General features: G+C 49.5%; 22 protein-coding genes. 14 read left to right on the top strand and 8 right to left on the bottom strand.

Features of this window, described 5'->3' with window-relative positions; translation table 11 throughout:
* Window positions 1-23 precede the first annotated feature (23 nt).
* The 5 genes from JI741_RS28625 to JI741_RS28605 form a co-directional block, all read right to left on the bottom strand.
* Window positions 24-1,460 carry a TolC family protein gene (locus JI741_RS28625; RefSeq protein ID WP_202015568.1) on the bottom strand — a complete coding sequence of 479 codons (1,437 nt, stop codon included), beginning with the start codon at window positions 1,458-1,460 and terminating at the stop codon, window positions 24-26.
* A complete protein-coding gene (locus JI741_RS28620; RefSeq protein WP_202015566.1) occupies window positions 1,453-4,656 on the bottom strand; it encodes an efflux RND transporter permease subunit in 3,204 nt (1,067 codons plus the stop codon). Before JI741_RS28620 ends, JI741_RS28625 begins: the two co-directional genes overlap by 8 nt.
* Before the next feature lie 23 nt (window positions 4,657-4,679).
* A complete protein-coding gene (locus JI741_RS28615) occupies window positions 4,680-5,768 on the bottom strand; it encodes an efflux RND transporter periplasmic adaptor subunit (RefSeq protein ID WP_202015737.1) in 1,089 nt (362 codons plus the stop codon).
* Between the two features lie 168 nt (window positions 5,769-5,936).
* A complete protein-coding gene (locus JI741_RS28610) occupies window positions 5,937-6,365 on the bottom strand; it encodes a hypothetical protein (protein WP_202015564.1) in 429 nt (142 codons plus the stop codon).
* 376 nt (window positions 6,366-6,741) lie between these two features.
* A complete protein-coding gene (locus JI741_RS28605; protein ID WP_202015563.1) occupies window positions 6,742-7,626 on the bottom strand; it encodes a helix-turn-helix transcriptional regulator in 885 nt (294 codons plus the stop codon).
* Window positions 7,627-7,813: 187 nt separating this feature from the next.
* Here JI741_RS28605 and JI741_RS28600 point away from each other — a divergent pair, with 187 nt between their 5' ends.
* The 3 genes from JI741_RS28600 to JI741_RS28590 all read left to right on the top strand — a co-directional run bounded on the left by JI741_RS28600 (window position 7,814) and on the right by JI741_RS28590 (window position 9,666).
* The gene (locus JI741_RS28600; protein WP_202015562.1) at window positions 7,814-8,623 is read left to right on the top strand and encodes a class I SAM-dependent methyltransferase; all 810 of its coding nucleotides are present in this window, start codon (window positions 7,814-7,816) and stop codon (window positions 8,621-8,623) included.
* A gap of 223 nt (window positions 8,624-8,846) precedes the next feature.
* Window positions 8,847-9,044 (top strand): hypothetical protein, encoded by a 198-nt coding sequence (locus JI741_RS28595; RefSeq protein ID WP_202015561.1) that lies wholly within the window; start codon window positions 8,847-8,849, stop codon window positions 9,042-9,044.
* A 130-nt stretch (window positions 9,045-9,174) separates the two neighbouring features.
* The gene (locus JI741_RS28590; RefSeq protein WP_202015560.1) at window positions 9,175-9,666 is read left to right on the top strand and encodes a hypothetical protein; all 492 of its coding nucleotides are present in this window, start codon (window positions 9,175-9,177) and stop codon (window positions 9,664-9,666) included.
* Between the two features lie 21 nt (window positions 9,667-9,687).
* Here the strand turns inward: JI741_RS28590 and JI741_RS28585 are convergent, their stop codons facing one another.
* On the bottom strand, window positions 9,688-10,683 hold the full coding sequence (locus JI741_RS28585) for a GlxA family transcriptional regulator (protein WP_202015559.1): 996 nt from the start codon (window positions 10,681-10,683) through the stop codon (window positions 9,688-9,690).
* 157 nt (window positions 10,684-10,840) lie between these two features.
* Here JI741_RS28585 and JI741_RS28580 point away from each other — a divergent pair, with 157 nt between their 5' ends.
* The 3 genes from JI741_RS28580 (at window position 10,841) to JI741_RS28570 (ending at window position 12,610) form a co-directional block, all read left to right on the top strand.
* Entirely contained in the window at window positions 10,841-11,458 is a 618-nt protein-coding gene (locus tag JI741_RS28580; protein WP_202015558.1) for a DinB family protein, read from the top strand.
* 37 nt (window positions 11,459-11,495) lie between these two features.
* Entirely contained in the window at window positions 11,496-11,987 is a 492-nt protein-coding gene (locus JI741_RS28575; protein WP_202015556.1) for an SRPBCC family protein, read from the top strand.
* 152 nt (window positions 11,988-12,139) lie between these two features.
* Complete coding sequence (locus JI741_RS28570) at window positions 12,140-12,610, top strand: SRPBCC family protein (RefSeq protein WP_202015554.1); 471 nt, start codon at window positions 12,140-12,142, stop codon at window positions 12,608-12,610.
* 294 nt (window positions 12,611-12,904) lie between these two features.
* Here the strand turns inward: JI741_RS28570 and JI741_RS28565 are convergent, their stop codons facing one another.
* Complete coding sequence (locus JI741_RS28565; RefSeq protein WP_236676322.1) at window positions 12,905-13,603, bottom strand: RDD family protein; 699 nt, start codon at window positions 13,601-13,603, stop codon at window positions 12,905-12,907.
* Between the two features lie 224 nt (window positions 13,604-13,827).
* On the opposite strand from JI741_RS28565, the gene JI741_RS28560 reads away from it, so the two are divergent.
* The 6 genes from JI741_RS28560 to JI741_RS28535 all read left to right on the top strand — a co-directional run bounded on the left by JI741_RS28560 (window position 13,828) and on the right by JI741_RS28535 (window position 16,900).
* Entirely contained in the window at window positions 13,828-14,277 is a 450-nt protein-coding gene (locus JI741_RS28560) for an SRPBCC family protein (RefSeq protein WP_202015551.1), read from the top strand.
* Window positions 14,258-14,590, top strand: coding sequence for an ArsR/SmtB family transcription factor (locus JI741_RS28555; protein WP_202015549.1), 333 nt, complete (start codon window positions 14,258-14,260; stop codon window positions 14,588-14,590). The genes JI741_RS28560 and JI741_RS28555 overlap by 20 nt, the downstream gene beginning before the upstream one ends.
* A gap of 7 nt (window positions 14,591-14,597) precedes the next feature.
* Complete coding sequence (locus tag JI741_RS28550; RefSeq protein WP_202015547.1) at window positions 14,598-14,978, top strand: SnoaL-like domain-containing protein; 381 nt, start codon at window positions 14,598-14,600, stop codon at window positions 14,976-14,978.
* 151 nt (window positions 14,979-15,129) lie between these two features.
* Window positions 15,130-15,582 carry a hypothetical protein gene (locus tag JI741_RS28545; protein WP_202015545.1) on the top strand — a complete coding sequence of 151 codons (453 nt, stop codon included), beginning with the start codon at window positions 15,130-15,132 and terminating at the stop codon, window positions 15,580-15,582.
* A 224-nt stretch (window positions 15,583-15,806) separates the two neighbouring features.
* Window positions 15,807-16,313 carry an RNA polymerase sigma factor gene (locus JI741_RS28540; RefSeq protein ID WP_236676321.1) on the top strand — a complete coding sequence of 169 codons (507 nt, stop codon included), beginning with the start codon at window positions 15,807-15,809 and terminating at the stop codon, window positions 16,311-16,313.
* On the top strand, window positions 16,310-16,900 hold the full coding sequence (locus tag JI741_RS28535; RefSeq protein ID WP_202015541.1) for a hypothetical protein: 591 nt from the start codon (window positions 16,310-16,312) through the stop codon (window positions 16,898-16,900). Before JI741_RS28540 ends, JI741_RS28535 begins: the two co-directional genes overlap by 4 nt.
* 148 nt (window positions 16,901-17,048) lie before the next feature.
* Here the strand turns inward: JI741_RS28535 and JI741_RS28530 are convergent, their stop codons facing one another.
* A complete protein-coding gene (locus JI741_RS28530) occupies window positions 17,049-17,435 on the bottom strand; it encodes a hypothetical protein (RefSeq protein ID WP_202015539.1) in 387 nt (128 codons plus the stop codon).
* Between the two features lie 150 nt (window positions 17,436-17,585).
* Between JI741_RS28530 and JI741_RS28525 the strand changes: the two genes are divergently transcribed.
* On the top strand, window positions 17,586-18,089 hold the full coding sequence (locus JI741_RS28525) for a YfbM family protein (protein WP_202015538.1): 504 nt from the start codon (window positions 17,586-17,588) through the stop codon (window positions 18,087-18,089).
* 295 nt (window positions 18,090-18,384) lie between these two features.
* Window positions 18,385-19,200: a hypothetical protein gene (locus JI741_RS28520; protein ID WP_202015536.1), complete on the top strand. Its 816-nt coding sequence runs from the start codon at window positions 18,385-18,387 to the stop codon at window positions 19,198-19,200.
* The last annotated feature ends 84 nt before the right edge of the window (window positions 19,201-19,284 follow it).

Here is a 19,284-nt window from a genome sequence, read left to right as displayed (position 1 = left end):
TCTATTCAGGTTGGCGATATCGTTTAGTTCCAGCCACCGCCAAGCGCGCGGTAGATGTTTACCACGGCATGCATCTGCTGCATCTTGGTCTCAATCAATTCAAATCTCGAATCCAAGGCATCGCGTTGGGTCAGCAACACTTCCATGTAGTCGGCACGGGCAGACTTGAACAAGCCGGTCGAAATGTTGATCGACTGCGTGAGGGCCTGCACTTGCTTTGCTTTCAGATCATAGCTCTTCTCCAGGTTGCTGATGTTCGACACCTGGTTGGCCACTTCGATGTAGGCATTCAAAATGGTGCGCTCATAATTGTAGACATTCTGGATCTGTTTGGCATTCGCAGAATAGTAGTATGCCTTTATCGCATTCCGGTTAATCAACGGTGCCACTAACTCTCCCGCGGCCGAATACAACATCGACGCAGGTGTTTGAAACAGGTAGTGGGTGTTGAAGGCCTGATAGCCAATGCCGGCGGTGATGCGGAACGAAGGATAAAAATTTGCCTTTGCCACCTTCACATCCAGCTTCGATGCAATCAACTGCTGCTCGGCCTGACGGATGTCGGGACGGTTTGCCAACAACTGCGACGGGATGCCGGCCTGAACCGCATAGGGCACCATGGCCGTGAACCCCTGAGAGTTTCGGGGCACGGGCTGCGGGAATCTTCCCACCAGAAAATTGATCTCGTTTTCGGTCTCCGTAATTTGCTGAATGATATAATACTGGCGGCTCTGGTTCTTGAGCACCTCGGCTTCAAACTTGCGCACGGCAAGCTCGGTCACTTTCGCGGCCTGTTTCTCCAGCTTCACAATCTCCAACGCGTCCTGCTGAATGTCGATGTTGTGTTTCAGAATTTCCAGCTGGTTGTCTAACGCCACCAACTCGTAGTATGAGTTGGCGATTTCGGCAATCAGGTTGGTGGCCATAAAGTTTCTGCCGTCCACCGTAGAGAGATAACGCAGCACAGCCGATTTTTTGGCATTGCGCAGCTTCCGCCACACGTCAAGTTCCCACGATGCATTTGCCGACACCATGATGTCGGTGAGCGGATCGGGAAAGGCTTTGCCGGGCGCAATCTCGTCGGTTTCTTCCACGGCACCCAGGCGGGTGTAGCGTCCGGTCTTCTCAACACCGGCACCGGCGTGGATATCCACAAACGGAAGGTACTCTCCTTTGCGGGCGCGTATCTCGTTCTTGGCGATGTTGATCTCCTGCACCATGATGTTAAACTCCTGGTTGTTCTTCAGGGCCGTGTCGATCAAGGCGGCGAGATAGGGATCGGTAAAAAACTCTCTCCATTTCACCGAGGCCGTGTTCACCGTATCTTTCGATGCGTAGTAGGCCGGCGGTGTGCTTTTGTTTTCTGCGCGCGGCACCAACGATGAGGGTAGCGTGCACGCGGTGTATAACAGGGACGTACATACAATCCCCAGATACATAACTATTCTCTTCTTACGCATGTTGGTCATTTTCTTCGGTTTGGGGGAAGGTGTCCATTTGGTGCACCAGGTTTTCGGTCAACGAATCTTCGTCTTCATGTTTAATCAGATGGCGACCATCGGCCAGGCTACCAAAAATAAAGTATAAGCCGGGGATGATGATCACCCCAAAGATGGTTCCGAACAACATACCGCCAAGGGCAGATGCACCAATGGTGCGGTTACCGATGGCCCCTGCGCCCGTGGCAATAATCAACGGTATCAACCCTGCCACAAAGGCAAACGACGTCATGAGGATAGGTCTGAAACGCACCCGCGCACCTTCGATCGCCGCATTCAGAATCGTTTCTCCCTGTTGCCGTTTCTGCACGGCAAACTCCACAATAAGCACGGCGTTTTTACCCAGCAAGCCCACGAGCATGATCAACCCGACTTGCGCATAGATGTTGTTTTCAAGTCCCATCATCTTCAGCATAAAGAACGAACCAAACACCCCGACGGGAAGCGAAAACACCACCGCCAACGGAATGATAAAGCTTTCATATTGTGCCGCCAGCACGAAGTACACAAACAGCAACACCACCAGGAATACATACACCGCTTCGTTGCCGCGAATCGATTCGTCATACGACAACCCTTCGAACGCAATGTCGTAGCCCTTGGGCAACGTCTTGGCCGCCACTTCGCGAATGGCCTGAATGGCATCGGCCGTGGTGTAGCCTTTGGCCGGAAGCCCTTGTATGGCCGCCGAGTTGTATAAGTTGAAGCGCGTGATTTCGTTCGGCCCCTGACCCTTCTTCAGTTTCATAAAGGCCGAGTAAGGCACCATTTCACCCTGATCGTTTTTCACAAAAAGGCTGAGCAGATCCGACGGCAGTCTTCTGAATTTTGGATCGGACTGAACATAGACCTTGAAGAACTGGTTGAACTTGATAAAGCCCTGCTCATAGGTACTACCGATCATGATGTTGAGGTTCTCCATCGCTTTGCCGATAGACACACCTTTTTGCATGGCCAGGTTGTTGTCGATCTCCAGTTCATACTGAGGATAGTTGGCGGCAAAGAAGGTGAACAAGCCGGTAAGCTCTTTGCGCTTGCCCAGGTTCTCCATGAACTCTTTATTGATCTGGTCGAACTGGTGATAGTCGGTGTCGGTGGTTTTGTCCAGCAAACGCATGGAGAAACCGCCCGATGTACCAAAGCCGGGAATGGCAGGAGGTTCGAAGAATTCGACTACGGCGCCGAGACCTCTTGTTTTCTCCTCCAGTTCTTCCATGATCTCTTTCACGGTGTGATGGCGTTCCGACCAGTTCTTGAGGTTGATCAAACAGGTACCTGCGTTGGAGCCCCGGCCTTCGGTCATGATTTCATAGCCGGCCAGCGACGACACAGACTCCACACCATCGATCTTTTCACAAATCTTCTGGAGTCGTTGCGACACCTGGTTTGTTTTTTCAAGGGTGGAACCAGGAGGTGTTTGAATGATCGCATAGATTGTTCCCTGATCTTCGTTGGGAATAAAGCCCGATGGCACAATCTTGTTTTCGTAGTAAATGCCCGCGCAAAACAACAACAGGATACCAAAGGTGACCACGCGTCTGTTCACAATCAGTTTCAATAACCAAACATATTTGCCGGTCAGTTTTTCGAAACTATTGTTGAAGGCATCGAGCGACTTGGTGAGGATGTTTTTCTTCTTGGGATGACCATGGTGATTTTTCAGCAACATGGCACAAAGCACTGGCGTGAGCGTGAGGGCGATCAGGGCCGAGATCACAATAGAGCTGGCCATGGTGATCGAGAACTGACGGTAGAACGTTCCCACAGGACCCGACATGAATGAAATCGGCACAAACACCGACACCATCACCATGGTGATCGCGATGATGGCACCGCTGATTTCACCCAGCACTTTCTTCACCGCATTATACGGCGTGATGTTCGGCTCCTCTTCCATTTTGGCGTGGACCGCCTCGACGACGACAATCGCGTCGTCGACCACAATGCCGATCGCCAACACAAGGGCGAAGAGGGTTACGAGGTTGATGGAAAGTCCGAAGAACTGAATAACAAAGAAGGCACCGATCAACGACACCGGCACAGCCAGGATGGGGATCAGCGTAGAGCGCCAGTCGCCCAGGAACACAAACACCACAATGGCCACCAGGATGAAGGCATCGCGCAGAGTTTCTATTACCTGTTCAATAGACGCATCGAGAAACTGAGAAACGTCGTAGCTGATCTTGTAGTCCATTCCGGGAGGGAACGACTCTTTCATCACTTCGAGTTTCGCTTTCACTTCTTCGATAACGTCGCTGGCATTACTTCCGTAGTTTTGTTTCAACACGATGGCGGCAGACGCACGACCGTCGAGGTTGGAATAGATGTCGAAGAACTCGCTACCCAACTCCACCGTGGCAATGTCGCGCAAGTGAATGCTTTCACCCTGGGCATTGGCGCGGATAATGATACTCTCATATTCCTCCGGCTTGTTGTAGCGCCCCTTGTAGGTAAGCACATATTCAAGCGACTGCGCAGCAATACCCGAGCTTTGACCAATCCGGCCAGGACGACCGATAATACTTTGTTCGCCAATGGCATCCATCACCTCTTCTACCGACACATTGTAGGCACGCATGCGTTCGGGGTTTAACCAAACGCGCATGGCATAGCGACGGCTACCCAATATTTGCGCACGGGCCACGCCCTTGGTGCGTTGAATCTCGGGAATCATCTTCACCGTGGCATAGTTGAACAGGAATTTTTCGTCCATGCTCTTCTCTTTCGAGTAGAGGTTCACATACATCAACATACTCGGCTGGATTGGGGTGATGATAACCCCTTCGCGTTGCACCAGCAACGGCAACAGCGGCATCACCTGATCCACGCGGGTCTTCACCCGGATCACGGCATCGTTCGGGTCGGTCCCCGGCTCAAAGATGATACGAAGCGTGGCCTCACCGGCGCTGGTGGCATCGGTGGCAATGTAGCGCATGTCCTGAACACCGTTGATGGCCTGCTCCAGTGTGATGAGCGTTGACTTCACCAACACATCGGCACTCGAGCCGGGATAGGCGATGAAAATGTTCACCGTGGTGGGCGCAATGTCGGGAAACTGGGAGATGGGAAGCTTCTTGATAGCCAACACCCCCACAAAGATTATGACGATCGATATCACAATAGCGAATACCGGTCTGCGTATGAACTTACTAAACATGTGTTCTGCTTTTTAGGATGTGATTATTCGGCATACAACTCCAGGTGCGAGATAACCGAATCCGGCTTCACCATCTTGCAGGCAATCTTTTCGTTCTCGTGCACCTGGCGCAATCCTTCCAGAAGAATTCTGTCGCCCGCCGTCAAACCGGTTCGAACCACAAAAATGTGAGGCAACTCGGCGGCGATCGTAATTTCTCTCGACCGCACCACGTTGTCCTTATCCACTACATACACATATTTCTTTTCGAGCACTTCGAACGTTGCCTTCTGCGGAATGAGCAGGCCATTGTTGATGGGTTGTTCGATGCGGATATTTCCTGTTTCGCCGTGTCTGAGCAATCCGTTCGGGTTGGGGAATGTGGCGCGGAACGCGATGTTTCCCGTCTCGTTATTAAAGTCTGCTTCAATGGTTTCGACCACGCCCGGATATTGGAACATCTGCTGGTTGGCCATCATCAGTTGCACCTTGATCAGGCTGTCTTTTCTGGCGTGACTCTTATATTCCAGGTATTCGGCTTCGGGCACGTTAAAGTAGACCCACATCTTGCTGTTATCAGACAAGGTGGTGAGCAGGTCGCCTTCATCCACGAGGCTTCCCAATCGCACCTGGAAGTGATCCATGATGCCATTGAACGGTGCGCGAATTTCGGTGAAGCCCAGGTGCACGGCAGCCAGGGCAAGTTCGGCTTTTGCTTTGTTGAGCTTGGCCTGGGCCATGGCCAGCTCGTTGGCCGACACCACGTTGCTATCGGCCAGCACCTTGGTGTTTTTATACTCGATCTCGGCAAAGTTGGCTTCGGCTTCGGCCTTTTGCAACTCGGCTTTATAGAGCATGGGCATGATCTGGAACATAAGCTGCCCTTGCTTCACAGACTGACCTTCGTCAACGTAAATTTTCTGCAGATAGCCGCGCTCCAGGGCACGCAGCTCGATGTGTTGAATGGACCGGATTTGCGACACATACTCGCGGGTAACGATCGTGTCTCTCTTTAAAGGATTGGTGACCAAAAATTCTGTCGCCTCCTCTTTCTCTTCTTTCTTCGAATGGCAGCCTGTGTAGCTTAGTAAAACACACACACTGGCCAACATGAACATGAGATTTTTACTCATCATAACTTTGAATTTTTAACGACGGGGATTTATATAGGACTAATTGAAAGGCTATTTCACGATACACGCACATGCGCCGCTGGCAAAAAAAACAATCGGCTGTGATAGCAAAAATGGTGTACCAAAAAACCGGATAGCAGATCGCTGGCCGGTCGGGGGACTAGAATACTAAATCCTGAAAACCTGGAATACGAGATATCGCTTGGTTAACGAAGCGAACGAAAGGTCCTTCCCAAACGGCAGGCCTTCTTGATGAACACGGATAAAAGCGTCGGGCGCAGGGCTGCCTGAAATCGCTATGAGGTAGTGGCTGCTATCGGATTTTTTCTTCTTCGGGGAGATCGACTCGTGTTCGTCTCTCTCCTCCTCTTCGGCTTCCCGCTCGGCATGGGCCTTAAAAACGTGACGCTCTCTGTCGGAAGCCGCGCGATCAAAGATCAGCCTCGGCCACTCGGCATCTTCTGTGGAAATTCGTAAAGTCTGGGAAAGTTCTGATGAAGCAAGGTCACAATCGCGATCCACATGAGCATCCAACAGGGTGTTGAAGCCACTCAAGAGGACTAGTATCAGCGAAAGAAAAAAACCAAACTTCTTCATCGGGTGGTCAAATGTAGATAAAGATGGTGTACCAGACAAATAACCTTCTATCAACAACAGACGCGAACGATTGCAATGGCTTCTCGCTGGCCAAACTTTTCCACCGCTGGCATAAATTTGATGTGTGAATTAAAAGAAACTTACCGTAAACCCACATGACTTGAATTGACTATGCACATACAACGAAGCATCGATAGATTTAGATTCAAATCAGAATAGACTTATGTTCGAAGAATAGATACGCTTGACATTCCTCATTTACCCTTGTAATAAAGTAATCGTCGACGCTATATCGCAGAAGTAAGTTTTGATGAAAATCGTAAGCAAAACGCCTACGCAAAACTCGTACGAGAAACTCGCAGAGACTCTACAGCAGTTAAGAATGCAACGACCCCTCCTGCCTGAATGCAGAGGGCGTGACACCAAACCGTTCCTTGAACGAACGACTGAAATGCGACACACTTTCAAACCCGCTCTCGAACGTAGCCTCACTGATAGTCTTGTGACGCTCCCTCAACAAGCGCACTGCATGATTCAAGCGTTGCTCCAATAGCCATTTGCCCGGAGCAGTTTTGTAGACCTTCTGAAAGTCTCGCTTGAACGTCGACAGGCTTCGGTTGCTCAGCTGCGCATACTCTTCCAGCTTCAGGTTGAAACAATAGTTTTCGTCCATCACCCGCTGCAGCGACACATGTTGTGGCTCGTCGAGCAGCGAACAGAAGTAGGACACCAGCTCCGCGTTGTTGGGATTGCCGGCGATGGTGAGGATAAGTTCTTTGAACTTCAGTTCCAGCAACGAACTGTCGGGCTCGTGCGCCTCGCTGAAGTAGGACGAGATCGAAAGAAAGAATGCCGACAGGGTGTCGCTCTTGTCGAGGATCATGACGGGTGGGATGTGGCGGGTAGTGGTTTGCAAAGGACGCGACCGTGCCTTCAGCGTCTTGCAAATGAAATCGTCGGGGATAAAAAACAGCACCACGCAAAAGCCATTGTCCAGAAAGTTCTCGAAGATCCAGGCACCCTTCCGCACAAACACGCAGGTTTCTTTGCCGATGTCGTAGGCCTGGTGCGCCGTGTGCCAGATCTTCCTTCCGTCGATCACATAAAACAGGTAGTTGTAGTGTGTCCACAGATCGGCAAACCGCGACTTCATGAGGCGGGCTTCGAGCGGGCAATTAAAAACCGTGATCAGCGAATCGCTGCAATTGAACTGCCGGTAGTAGCTCGGGTTCAGCAGAACCCTTTCATAGAAATTTACCATAGACGTTGCAGAGAGATGGCCAAAAAAATCGTCAACCCCGCAGGCTAACGAAGCAACACATCCTAAAAATACAGATAAAAACCAACAAATGAACCGTCTGGGCATATCAATGGACCGCACAGTAAAACGCCCTACCGGCAAAGTGACTAGCTTTGTCAAAAAAATTAACTCTCTAAATCACAAACAGATGAATCCTAACAAACAACTCTGGGAGAAGGGCGACTTCACCCGACTGGCAGAAACCATGCGCGAAAGCGGAGCCGAATTGGTATCAAAACTGGGCATCACCAAAGGCCTTAACGTGCTCGACCTCGGCTGTGGCGACGGCACCACGGCCATACCCGCGGCAAAATCGGGAGCCAATGTGCTGGGCGTAGACATTGCCAGCAACCTGGTGGAAGCCGGAAACGCCCGTGTCAGAAAAGAAGGCCTCAAAAACTGTACGTTCCAGGAAGGCGACGCCACCAACCTACAGGACCTGCCCGACCACACTTTCGACCTCACCGTGAGCATCTTCGGTGCCATGTTTGCGCCACGCCCGCTTGACGTCGCCAAAGAAATGGTGCGCGTGACCCGCCCCGGCGGCCGCATCGTGATGGGCAACTGGATTCCGGGCGACCCCACCCTGGTGGCCCAGATACTCAAAATCAGCTCCGCCTACACACCGCCACCCCCCGACGGCTTCATCAGCCCGATGCTGTGGGGCGTAGAAACAAACGTGGTGGAACGTTTCGCCAGCGCTGGCGTACCCAAAGAAAACATCTCCTGCACCCGCGACACCTACACCTTCAACGCACCCTTCTCGCCTTCCCAATTTGTGGACCGCTTCAAAAACTACTACGGTCCCACCATGAACGCCTTCGACGCCGCCGAAAAAAACGGCAAAACCGCCGACCTCCAACGCGAACTGGAAACACTTTTCGAAACCCAGAACAAAGGCACCGGAGGAAACACCTCCATTCCCGCCACATTCTTGCGCGTGACGGTGACGGTTTGAGAAAGATGCGATACAAAACCCTCGCAGCAGGGTGACTATCACAACATGTTCATCTATAACAGGAGGAGTCTATCCGTAGACTCCTCCTTTTTACTTATGCCCGGCGTGCAATTACCACATCCTCATTCTAACATCCTTATCTAACATTCCATCACCGAAGTTTTGCCAAGCATTATTAGATTGAATCATAACTCACTAATTTGCAGCCCAAACCCTTACGGCAATGACGGAAAGAGAACTGCGAAAACTGGAAGCCACCATCCGAACCAAAATGGAAGACATCAAAGCCCAACGCGTCACCATGAAAGACTCGGGCATCGGCGTGCTCCTCAATTCTCTCAAAAAAGTAGACGAAGCGTTGTATGAAAAGATTCTGCCCGAGTATAAAATAATAGCCGCGAACTACAACATCTTCAAATAAACATAGGGAGTATAAAAGGACATGCGCTCCGCTTAGACATCGGCCACCGTCTGAAGGCCAGTCGAAAATTTGTGTATGACCTGCACGTGGACCAGCCCCTTCGAACCGTTATCATAAAACAGAAAAAACATTGAGCAAAACTGCCCTGCCCGCTTTTCTGATGATGCTCTTCGCATGTAGTAATGCGACTCCAAGTGGCTTTTGGGCGCATTTCAAAAAGGAGTTCCAACAGAAATCAATTAATGACCAAGGACCCTACGGTGGGCATAGGGCAATGTATTGGAAATCGAATAAGGGAAGCGCATTCGACACAGACGAAATCATCGAATTTGCAAAACAAAACGGATGGGTCCTGGTTGATAGTTTGGAGTATCCTTCGGGCAATTCGAAAACAGAGCATTCCAACAACGTACCCGATAGTAGTCACGCAATGACACAGCATGAAATCTCCATGTATGAAAAATTCCCACGTTGGATAAAATCAAACACAAAAATCTACAGATTCAAAACTGGCTGGGTGACGATTGAACCCGGAACAGACAACTCAACAGACATCAATGGCTTTGTGATCTTAGGAAACGAGAATACGGAAATGGAAATTTATCATGTGTGGGGAGAATAACGAAATGATTCACATCATCTCTCAAACATAACCACCAACCCCTGCCCCTACTCGATTATACTTCGCCCGATAATCCAACGGCGACAAACTCGTGATCTTCTTAAACACTTCGCGAAACGCTTTGTCATCCGAATAGCCCACCTCCGTCATCACCTCAAAAATAGTTTTCCTTCCCTTCTCCAGCGTTCGCTTCGCAGCTTCCACTTTCACGCGTTGCAAATATTCCACCGGGGTGTTGCCCGTAGCTTTAATGAAACGTCTGTCGAAGTTTCTCCGGCTTGTGGCCAGCATGGAGGCCAGCGCTTCGAAGGATATTTTTTCCTTCAGGTTTTCTTCGATGTACGTTTGCGCCTTGCAGATCATTTCGTCGCCGTGATTCTTTTGGGTTTGGAAAATTTCGAAGGGCGATTGCGATGCGCGTTCCATGTCGATTTGAAACATCTTGGAACAAAAGACGGCGGTCTCTTTGTCGAAGTATCGCTCCACCAGGAAAAGGATAAGATTCAAAAATGAAAAGGCGCCGCCGTTGGTGTAGATGCCGTGTTGCACGGTGATGAGTTTGTCGATGTGAAGATCGACATTGGGAAACAATCGTCTGAAATCGGCCGCGGCATTCCAGTGCGTGGAACAACTCTTCCCGTCCAGCAGGCCCGTGGCCGCCAGCAAAAAAGCGCCACCACACATGCTGGCGATTTCGGCCCCGCCTTTATACTGCTCCCGAATCCAGTCCACAAGGTTGCCGTTGCTGTTCACCACGTTCTCAAAATCAGACGACACAGAAGGAATGATCACAAGGTCGGCTTTCTTCACGTCGCCAATGTTCACCGGAAAAACCGAAAAGAAACCGACATCCATTTTCAACTCCGGCACAAAGCCCGCAAGGCGAATGTCCATCACCGACGCGTGGCCCATCATCTTCCAGTATTCATTGGCACCATTCAGAATTTCGAACGAGCCTGTGATGCTGCTCAGATTTGTGGCGTTCCCTTCGGGAACAACGATGATCACCTGTTTCATGGTATTTTTTTTCAACAAAGCTATCCGGATAGCTTGTCCAAATCAACCCAGCACAACGTCTGAATCACACCCTACAACAAGCCTATCAAGACTGTACATTTGAACTTTACCAACATCAAAATTCCAACAACAAAAAAATCACAAAGCCCCATCGCGCATGAAAACAATCAAATTTTTTCTCCTCACAGTTGCTGTTCTGTCCATGAGTTTCATCGTCCCCGATACACGCCTCACCAGTGCAGAACGAAAATACGCCGTCGACCTGCTTCAGGAAAACAAAGACAAAATACTTCAGAAGGTGAACGGCCTCACGGCGGAGCAACTAAACTTCAAAGCCGACGCCAACAGCTGGTCGATAGCAGAGTGCCTGGAACATATTGCCACCTCCGAAACAAAAATCTTCGCCCAGTCGCAAGCAAGCCTGAAAGAACCCGCCGATCCCTCCAAACGAAGCGAAGTGAAGGTGACAGACATCGACATCGTGAAAATGGTTTCGGACCGCAGCACCAAACGAAAAGCAGAACCCGAGCTTGTGCCTAACGGCAAGTTTGGATCGTTCGATGGAATTGTCCGCGAATTCAAAACCGCGCGCGACAACAACATATACTACCTGAAGACCACAACCGACGACCTGCGAAACCACTACAACGATTTCCCCTTTGGCAAAATAGACGCCTACCAAACCATTCTCCTCATGACCGCCCACAGCATCCGCCACACCGCGCAGATAGACGAGGTGATGAAGAACCCCAACTTTCCAAAGAAGAACCCCTGACAAACAAACGCACTTCAACACAATAACAAAAACACGTATGGCCACAAAAGATTTCACCACAACCCTTCTGGTAGACAACACGCCCCTGGAAGCATTCAACGCCATCACCAACGTTCGCGGCTGGTGGTCGGAAGACGTTGAAGGCAACACCAACAAACTAAACGAAGCGTTCAACTATCAGTACGAAGACATTCACCGTTGCCAGATCAAGGTAGTGGAACTGGTTCCTGAAAAGAAGGTTGGCTGGCTTGTCAAAAACAACTTCTTCAAATTCACCAAAGACAGCAGCGAATGGACGGGCACAACCATCACCTTCGAGATCTCACAGAAGGAAAACAAAACCCAGATCGTGTTCACCCACATCGGCCTGGTTCCGGAATACGAATGTTATGACGTTTGCCGCGACGGCTGGACGCAATACATCCAGAAAAGTCTGAAAGCCCTCATCACCACCGGCAAAGGCCTGCCCAACGGCAAAAGCAAACCACCCCGAACCAAACACGAAGAAAAATTCCTGACCCGCAGCTAAACAGCCTGCCCCGGCATGATTGCAATCTCAACAGTCGGGGCAAGCTTTCGCCGTGAGACAAAGCCACACCGGAGCTTGCAAAGGCAATGCCCATCGGCAAAAACACAAGCGCGAACGCGCTTAGAGATAAACATCATAAACCCAACTCAAAAATGAAACAACAAGACTATGCCGAAACCATAACCGTGAACGCCACCCCGCACGAAGCTTTCACGGCCATCAACAACGTGACCCAATGGTGGACCGACAACCTGGAAGGCAACTCCCAAAAACTAAACGACGAATTCACAGTTCGCTTTTTCGACGACATCCACGTGTCAACACAAAAGCTGATCGAACTCGTGCCCGACAAAAAAGTAGTCTGGCTCGTCACCCACAGCACCCTCAACTTCATTGCCGACCAAGACGAATGGACCGGAACCAAAATCACGTTCGAAATCTCCCAGCACAACAACAAAACCCAAATCCACTTCACCCACCTCGGCCTCATCCCCCAAATTGAATGCTTCAAAGACTGCTCCAAAGCATGGGCCGAATACCTCCAGCAAAGCCTCGCCAACCTAATCAACACCGGCAAAGGCAACCCAACCCTCAAAGAACAAAAGACCCAAACCGTAAACTAAAATCGCTAAGCGCGCTTAAAATATTCACCACACACCAAACACAAATCCCATCACCCCAAAAAAACATGACAGCCGCCGGGCTCTGCCGGCGGCTTTTTCAAAACCACATTTACCTTAAGTGCCACAGCACACCCCAAATCGATCTCCAATCCCCCCTTGGCACCCACGCACACTCACCCCGAGCAGCGATCCACGCATCAATGGAACGACACATTCAGAAATTAAAAAAAAATTATCACCCGGTCCAAGAAATTCAGGTTGTCGCGAACCGATACCACCGGTCAAAAAGATCGCTCACCAAAACCGCATCCGCGGATCAAACGAGATCATAAAAATTACCACCCAAAAAATCGAACACAACAACGTCAACACCGTCTGTTTATCAAACTTCGCACTCCGGATTTCATCCAGAATCAATTCCGGATCAGACGGCGTAACATCAACCAGCATCGTCCCGGCTATAAAATCACCAAGTCGTCTTCGGGGATTCACCAAAACAAAAATAGCTTCTATCGGCCACAACGGATTGGTCACGTTCCGCAACATGCATTTCAAAGGACCGGCCGGTTGATTCGTTTTAATATCAACCACACAATACCCAAATCGCCGGTGCACCACGCTCTGGCCATTAAAAAAATCCTTGTTCATCAGCGCCATCACCAACAGCCCGAACGGAACCAGGCTCAAAAATTCGAGCACCCCAAAATGTTTGGGGATCGGGCTCACCGCAAAGAGCACCAGCGGAATCATGAACACCACCAGATAGGGAATAAAAATAGAAGGCGTGAACCCCATCTCCGCAGCCATAGTCTGCAGCCGTTTGTTCCACCGCAAAAACCGGTGGTCCGAAATGAGATAGGAATTTGTAAGCCTGTTAAACAACATGAACCTCAGAACTTCCATAGGGTCTGCATTAGCGTACCTAAAAATAGAAGGTTTGCGCTGCCACGAAAGGGCATTTAAGCCAAGCAACACGAAACGGAGTTGAGCCACCACAACGCCGGATGAATGTCCGGCCGCGCCCCGAATGACTCCAGGCCGCAATCATTCGATAGGGCCGCGAAGCAATCCTTATGGCTCCATCATCACCGGTACCGGCCTCCATCGAACAGAGGGTTTAATCTTCAAAAGAAGCACCACGCCGTTCATTTCCTCAAAATCATTTGTGTAACTCAAAAGTTACCCATACATTTACGTAACTTAAAAATTACATATCCATGCACAGCATAAACCACACCTTCACCTTTTCCCATCCGCCGGAAGCAGTCTGGCAATTTCTGACCGACCCCGACCTGATGGCGCAGTGGCTCATGAAAAACGATTTCAAGCCCATCGTGGGTCATGCGTTTCAATTCAAAACAAACCCCATCCCCAGCCTCAACATCGACGGCATTATGCATTGCACGGTGCTGGAAATTGTTCCCTTCAAAAAGTTGTCCTATACCTGGAAGGCGGGCCCCGGCAACGGCAAGATTGAACTCGACACCCTTGTGGTATGGACGCTGCGCCCCATCGCCAACGGCACCGAACTTCACCTCGAACACAGCGGCTTCCGGGATCCCGAAAACCACGACATCTACAAAGGCATGATGAACGGCTGGCTCACAAACCTGCAGAAAATGGCCAATTACATAAACACCACACAACATGGCACAACCCACGCTTGACACCTTTCAGGTCATTGCCGACCCGAGCCGGCGCAAGATGCTGAAGCTGCTCTCGAAAAACAGCCTCACCATCAACAACCTGGCCGACAACTTCGACATGAGCCGCCCCGCCGTTTCGAAGCACGTGAAAATATTGCACACCGCCGGCTTCATCTCCATCCAGGACATTGGCCGCGAACGCTATTGCATACTGAAGCAAGACGGCTTCAACGAGCTCCAGGAATTCATTTCCTACTTCGACAAATTCTGGGTTTCGAAATTGAAAAAACTGGAAACGCTATTAAACAACAAACTGGACAACAAAAACAACTAACCTTCGCATGACAACCGAAACAAAACAAACGCTCACTACCCAGCAGGTGGCCGATCGTTTCAACGCCCTGGCCCAAAAAGAAATGTGGTTCGAAATTCAGGACGAATTGTTTGCCGACAACGTGAGAAGTGTTGAGCCCGCCGACTCGCCCTACTTCAAAGATGCTCAAGGCAAAAGTGCCGTGCGAAAAAAAGGCGAAGATTGGGTGGCCCGTGTGCAGGAGGTTCACAAATTGTCGACCACAACCCCCATTGTGGGTGGCAATCATTTTGCGGTGGGCCGCGAAGTTGACATCACGGTGGAAGGCCATGGCAAAGTAGTGATCAATCAAATCATGCTCTATGAAGTGAAAGATGGCCGCATTGTGCTGGAGCAATTCACGTACTGAGCAAAAAAAGCTCAGTACGAAATTTTCCAGCGTCGCCCTATCAAAGCATGCTGAAATCTGTATCTTTATTCAACGTTTCGCCAAACGGCTGGCGTCCTTCGCAAACGCCCGGCGATTCGACGAAACACGATTCACATAAAGAAAGCATGCCATGAGCCACTATCTATTGGAAACCGGTGAGTTTGGAATTACCGACCACGGCATTCACTTGTTGCGCAGCGGCTTCAACTACAAAACCATTCGCTGGAGCCAGATAAACGCGATGCGCTTCGAAAAAAGAAAAGAACTCTACAACTGGTGGATCATTCTGCTGATCGGAACCATACTCGTGGGCGTAGGCACATACCTGAGCTTCCGCACGTTCGACATTCTGGCAAACAAAGAACACGCCGAGCGGTATGTGAAAATGATGCTTTTCCTTTTGATCCCTTGTGTCGGAATCTATTTCATATACAACTCACTAAGAACCGGCATCGTGGTGAATATAACCTATGCCTCATCCAAAAAAGAAATGTTCCCCCTCCGCAAACTGATCAGCGAAAACCGCCTGACCGAATTCAAATCTTTCGCAACCGAAAAGCTTGGCGCGAAAGTCACGTTGTGACTCCCCGCATCGCAGCATAGTCTCACTATCTTTCACACTGCCCACTTATCACCCACAATTCCTTCACACCACGCAGCAGCATAGTCTCCGCCCCGGGACTATGCGTCGTTCGCGACGCCCACGTCTTACTACACCTCCCCTCACCACTTCAATAAAAAAAAATTAAATTACTTGTCATATTTTCCACCCTCCTGTCACCAAGAAGGTAAGGACCAAACATGCACATGGATCAGGAACTTGAAAACACCTTTCTCAGGGCGTTGGAACAGCATCAGCAAAAGCTGCTGAGGATTTGTTCTGTCTATGCCGAAGATGCCGACGACAAAAAAGATCTTTTCCAGGAAGCCGTCATCAACATCTGGCAAGCCATGCCCTCGTTTCAGGAAAAGGCATCGCTCGGCACCTGGATGTTCCGCATCACACTCAACGTTTGCCTTCGGCTGCAGTCGAAGCAGGAAAAAAAGCGAACGCGGTTTCTGAAGATGGACAGCATCACCATCGAAAACATCGAACCCGAAGCACCACACACCGAAGATCACGAACGGCTCATCAAACTCAGGGCCTGCATAAAAAAACTCAACGATGCCGACCGGGCCGTCATCACATTGTATCTGGAGGAATTGCCCTACAGGGAAATCTCAGAAATCACCGGCCTCACCGAAAATCACGTGGCCGTGATGGTGAAAAGAATCAAAGACAAACTACTGAACTGTATAATCGAAAGGTCATGATAGAGGATGAATTGGTAAAAATCTGGCAGTCGTCGCCCAACCAGGAGCGTGTGAAGTTTGAGAAATCCCGCCTGATGATCGACGTGCAATCGAACCTGGACACCTTTCACCGGAAGATAAAAACCCGCGATTGGGCCGAACAGATCGCCGCACTTCTGGGCATGCCCGTGTTTGCCTACTATGCCTATCACTTCCCGTTTGTGCTCACCAAAATTGCCTCGGTGCTCATCATCGTGTGGGGCATCTACGTGATCTACCGCCTGCGCAGCGCCCGGAAACACAAACCCACGGCATTCACCGAAACCTACCTGCAATACCTGTACAAGTCAAGAGAATACCTGAACATCCAAAAACAGATGCTCGACAACATTCTCTACTGGTACATCCTGCCCGCCATGATCCTCATGATCCTGTTCGTGCTCGGGCCCGGCGTGGCCGGACGTCTGCCCAAAATAATGAAGACCAGCGCAGGCATTGTCGGGCTGAGCGTGGTTATCTATTACCTGAACAAACGCGCTGTGAAAACACAATTCATTCCACGGCTGGAGAAAATTGACAAGCTGATCAAAGTGATGGAGGAAGCATAATAAAGTACCGCGGAATTTTACGCTTTTCCGGCAACTGGATCTTTTTGGCAATGCTTCAAATCGCTATCGTTAAGCGTCGCCATTTCAGCGATCCTGTTTAATCTATTTCTGTTTCGTACATTTCTCAAAACCAACCCCTAAGAGGCACTCACTTCCGCTTCCGCACCACAAAATCAAACGGCTTCTTCAAAAACTCCATCGACTCCATCAACGCGCGCAACGTCCACAGGCTTTTCACCTGGAAGTTGAAGGTGTCGCCTGCAGCGTCGGTGAAGGTGAGTGTGATGAGGCAGTGGTCGATCTGGGGTGGACCGTCGTAGCGGCTCACAATTTCGTAATCGTCAAGAAGGTTCATGTCGCGGGGATGCGCGCCAAACGGATCGTGGTCGATGTGATAGCGCAACCCGTCGCCCACGCCGCGCACGGTGAGCAGGTGGATGGTGTTCACATTCTTGCGTCCCGCCTTGTTCCCACCCGATTGATACTCCTTCCGCCTGATCTTATACATGCCCGGGCCCAGCGCTGCCATTTTCATGCTGTAAAAGAAGGATCTGGCGGCACGCAAGTCAACTAATTTAATTAGTTTATTTATCTAACCATATTGGTTTGTTCATTTCGCACTTTTTTTATCTTTGCAGTCTCCTGGAATAGTAATTTATTTGAGAACCAAAACCCAAGAAATACCATGAGCATGATCGGCAACCTTTTGCAGGTGACAGAAAAAGAACTGAAAGACATTTTGAACAACCCCACACTGCTGGAAGAGAAAGTGTATGCCGACGATGAAAGCGGAATTGAAGGCCTCCTCTACCTCGACAAAGCCTGGGAAGGAATTTTCTATGCCATCACCGGCTTCACCCTCGCACAAATTGAAGAAGCCGCTCCCCCGCTGGCCTGGGTCGTGTTCGGCGACAAAACCGTGAGCGAAGACCAGGACATGGGCTATGGCCCCGCCCAATACATCACCCCCGACCAGGTAAAAAAACTAAACAAAGAACTCGACAAAATAACCGCCGACCACCTGTCCCAACACTACGACGGCCAACAAATGACCGACCACGGCGTCTATCCGGAAATCTGGGAAGGCGAAGACGGAAAGGAATATCTATTGGAATATTTTGTAGCGATGAAGGAGTTTTATAAAAAGGCTGGAGATGAGAATTTGGGGGTGATTTCGTTTATAAGCTAGGCCTTCGTTACCACTGGCAATGACGACAGGTTTATCCGCTAGCAAGATTCCGGCAACATAGAGTAAGATTACTTTCATGGCGCTACCGGAACGAGCCGAACGAACTTGTTCAGTATCATAATCCTAGCTGTGAATAGCTGACAATCCACTAAATTATAGCATGCACAAGGTCTAAAACTTCAATCCCGACGCCTATTTTTCTCCATTAATTTTTTTATTATATTTAAGTAATGAGCCCATCCACGTCAGTTGCTGCGACTGACGGGATGGGCTTTTTATTTTATTGCTGATCAAAATGACAAAAAACAAAAAAACAAAAAACTGGCTAGCCATCTCAACGAGCACACTCTTAGGTGGACTGGTGATGACAATCGTTTCAAGTGTCCTCGGGACAGATGCTCCATGGATAATCGAGAAGCTAATTTCAAAAACAGACAGGGTCACGGTATCATTTAACGTCAATGACATCGAGATTAAAAAAGGCGCTGTACCCGACACAAAAGAGGCTTATTTTGAACCGAATCTTAATTTTCTTTTAATACGGCCCAGTAGTATAAATTGGACAATACAGCAAAGCATGCCTGGCTCACTTCTTAATAGCATCTCTGTGACAGACGTTCCGTACTTCAAGTTCAGTGCAGAGAGCCTCGTCGCACTATCCCTTGATAAACCAAAGACCAATGATGAACTCGTAACGACGTATTTCAGTCTGCGGCCAGATTCCCTAAGACTAGAATATTCTGACTCTTCAAAAATTGAAGGGTTCAAAATTTCGTTTAATCCGGCGGACGATTTAGACTTTGTAAAATCAGCGGTAGAAACACAAGAACGACAGGTAGACAAGATGATAAGCGCTATGCTCGGAGAAGACGAGGCTGACGATGCGGAGGAAGATGAGGATACTACAGCGGATTACACAGATGAGGATTGGAAGGACGAACAGGAGGATCTTAAAGAAGTACTCGACAGTGTAATCAAACGACACTCTGTAAAATCGAGGACTCTTATCGAAGGCGTAACTGTTACCACATTTAAACGAGCATTATTTGAACGAAATCCTTTGTATAATCTCAGGGTCTGTAAAATAAACTGTGTCAGTAATAATTGTTGAAGATGTTGGAATGTGGGAAACATGTGCCTGATAGTGGGCTGGGTTTTCCATATTTCAACATCACTATAAAGATAGCTTCAGCCT

The sequence above is a fragment of the Chryseolinea lacunae genome, from assembly GCF_016735595.1.
GTDB lineage: Bacteria > Bacteroidota > Bacteroidia > Cytophagales > Cyclobacteriaceae > Chryseolinea > Chryseolinea lacunae.
The sequence above is the reverse complement of the archived record's forward strand: the minus strand, read 5'-3'. Positions and strand labels throughout refer to the sequence as shown.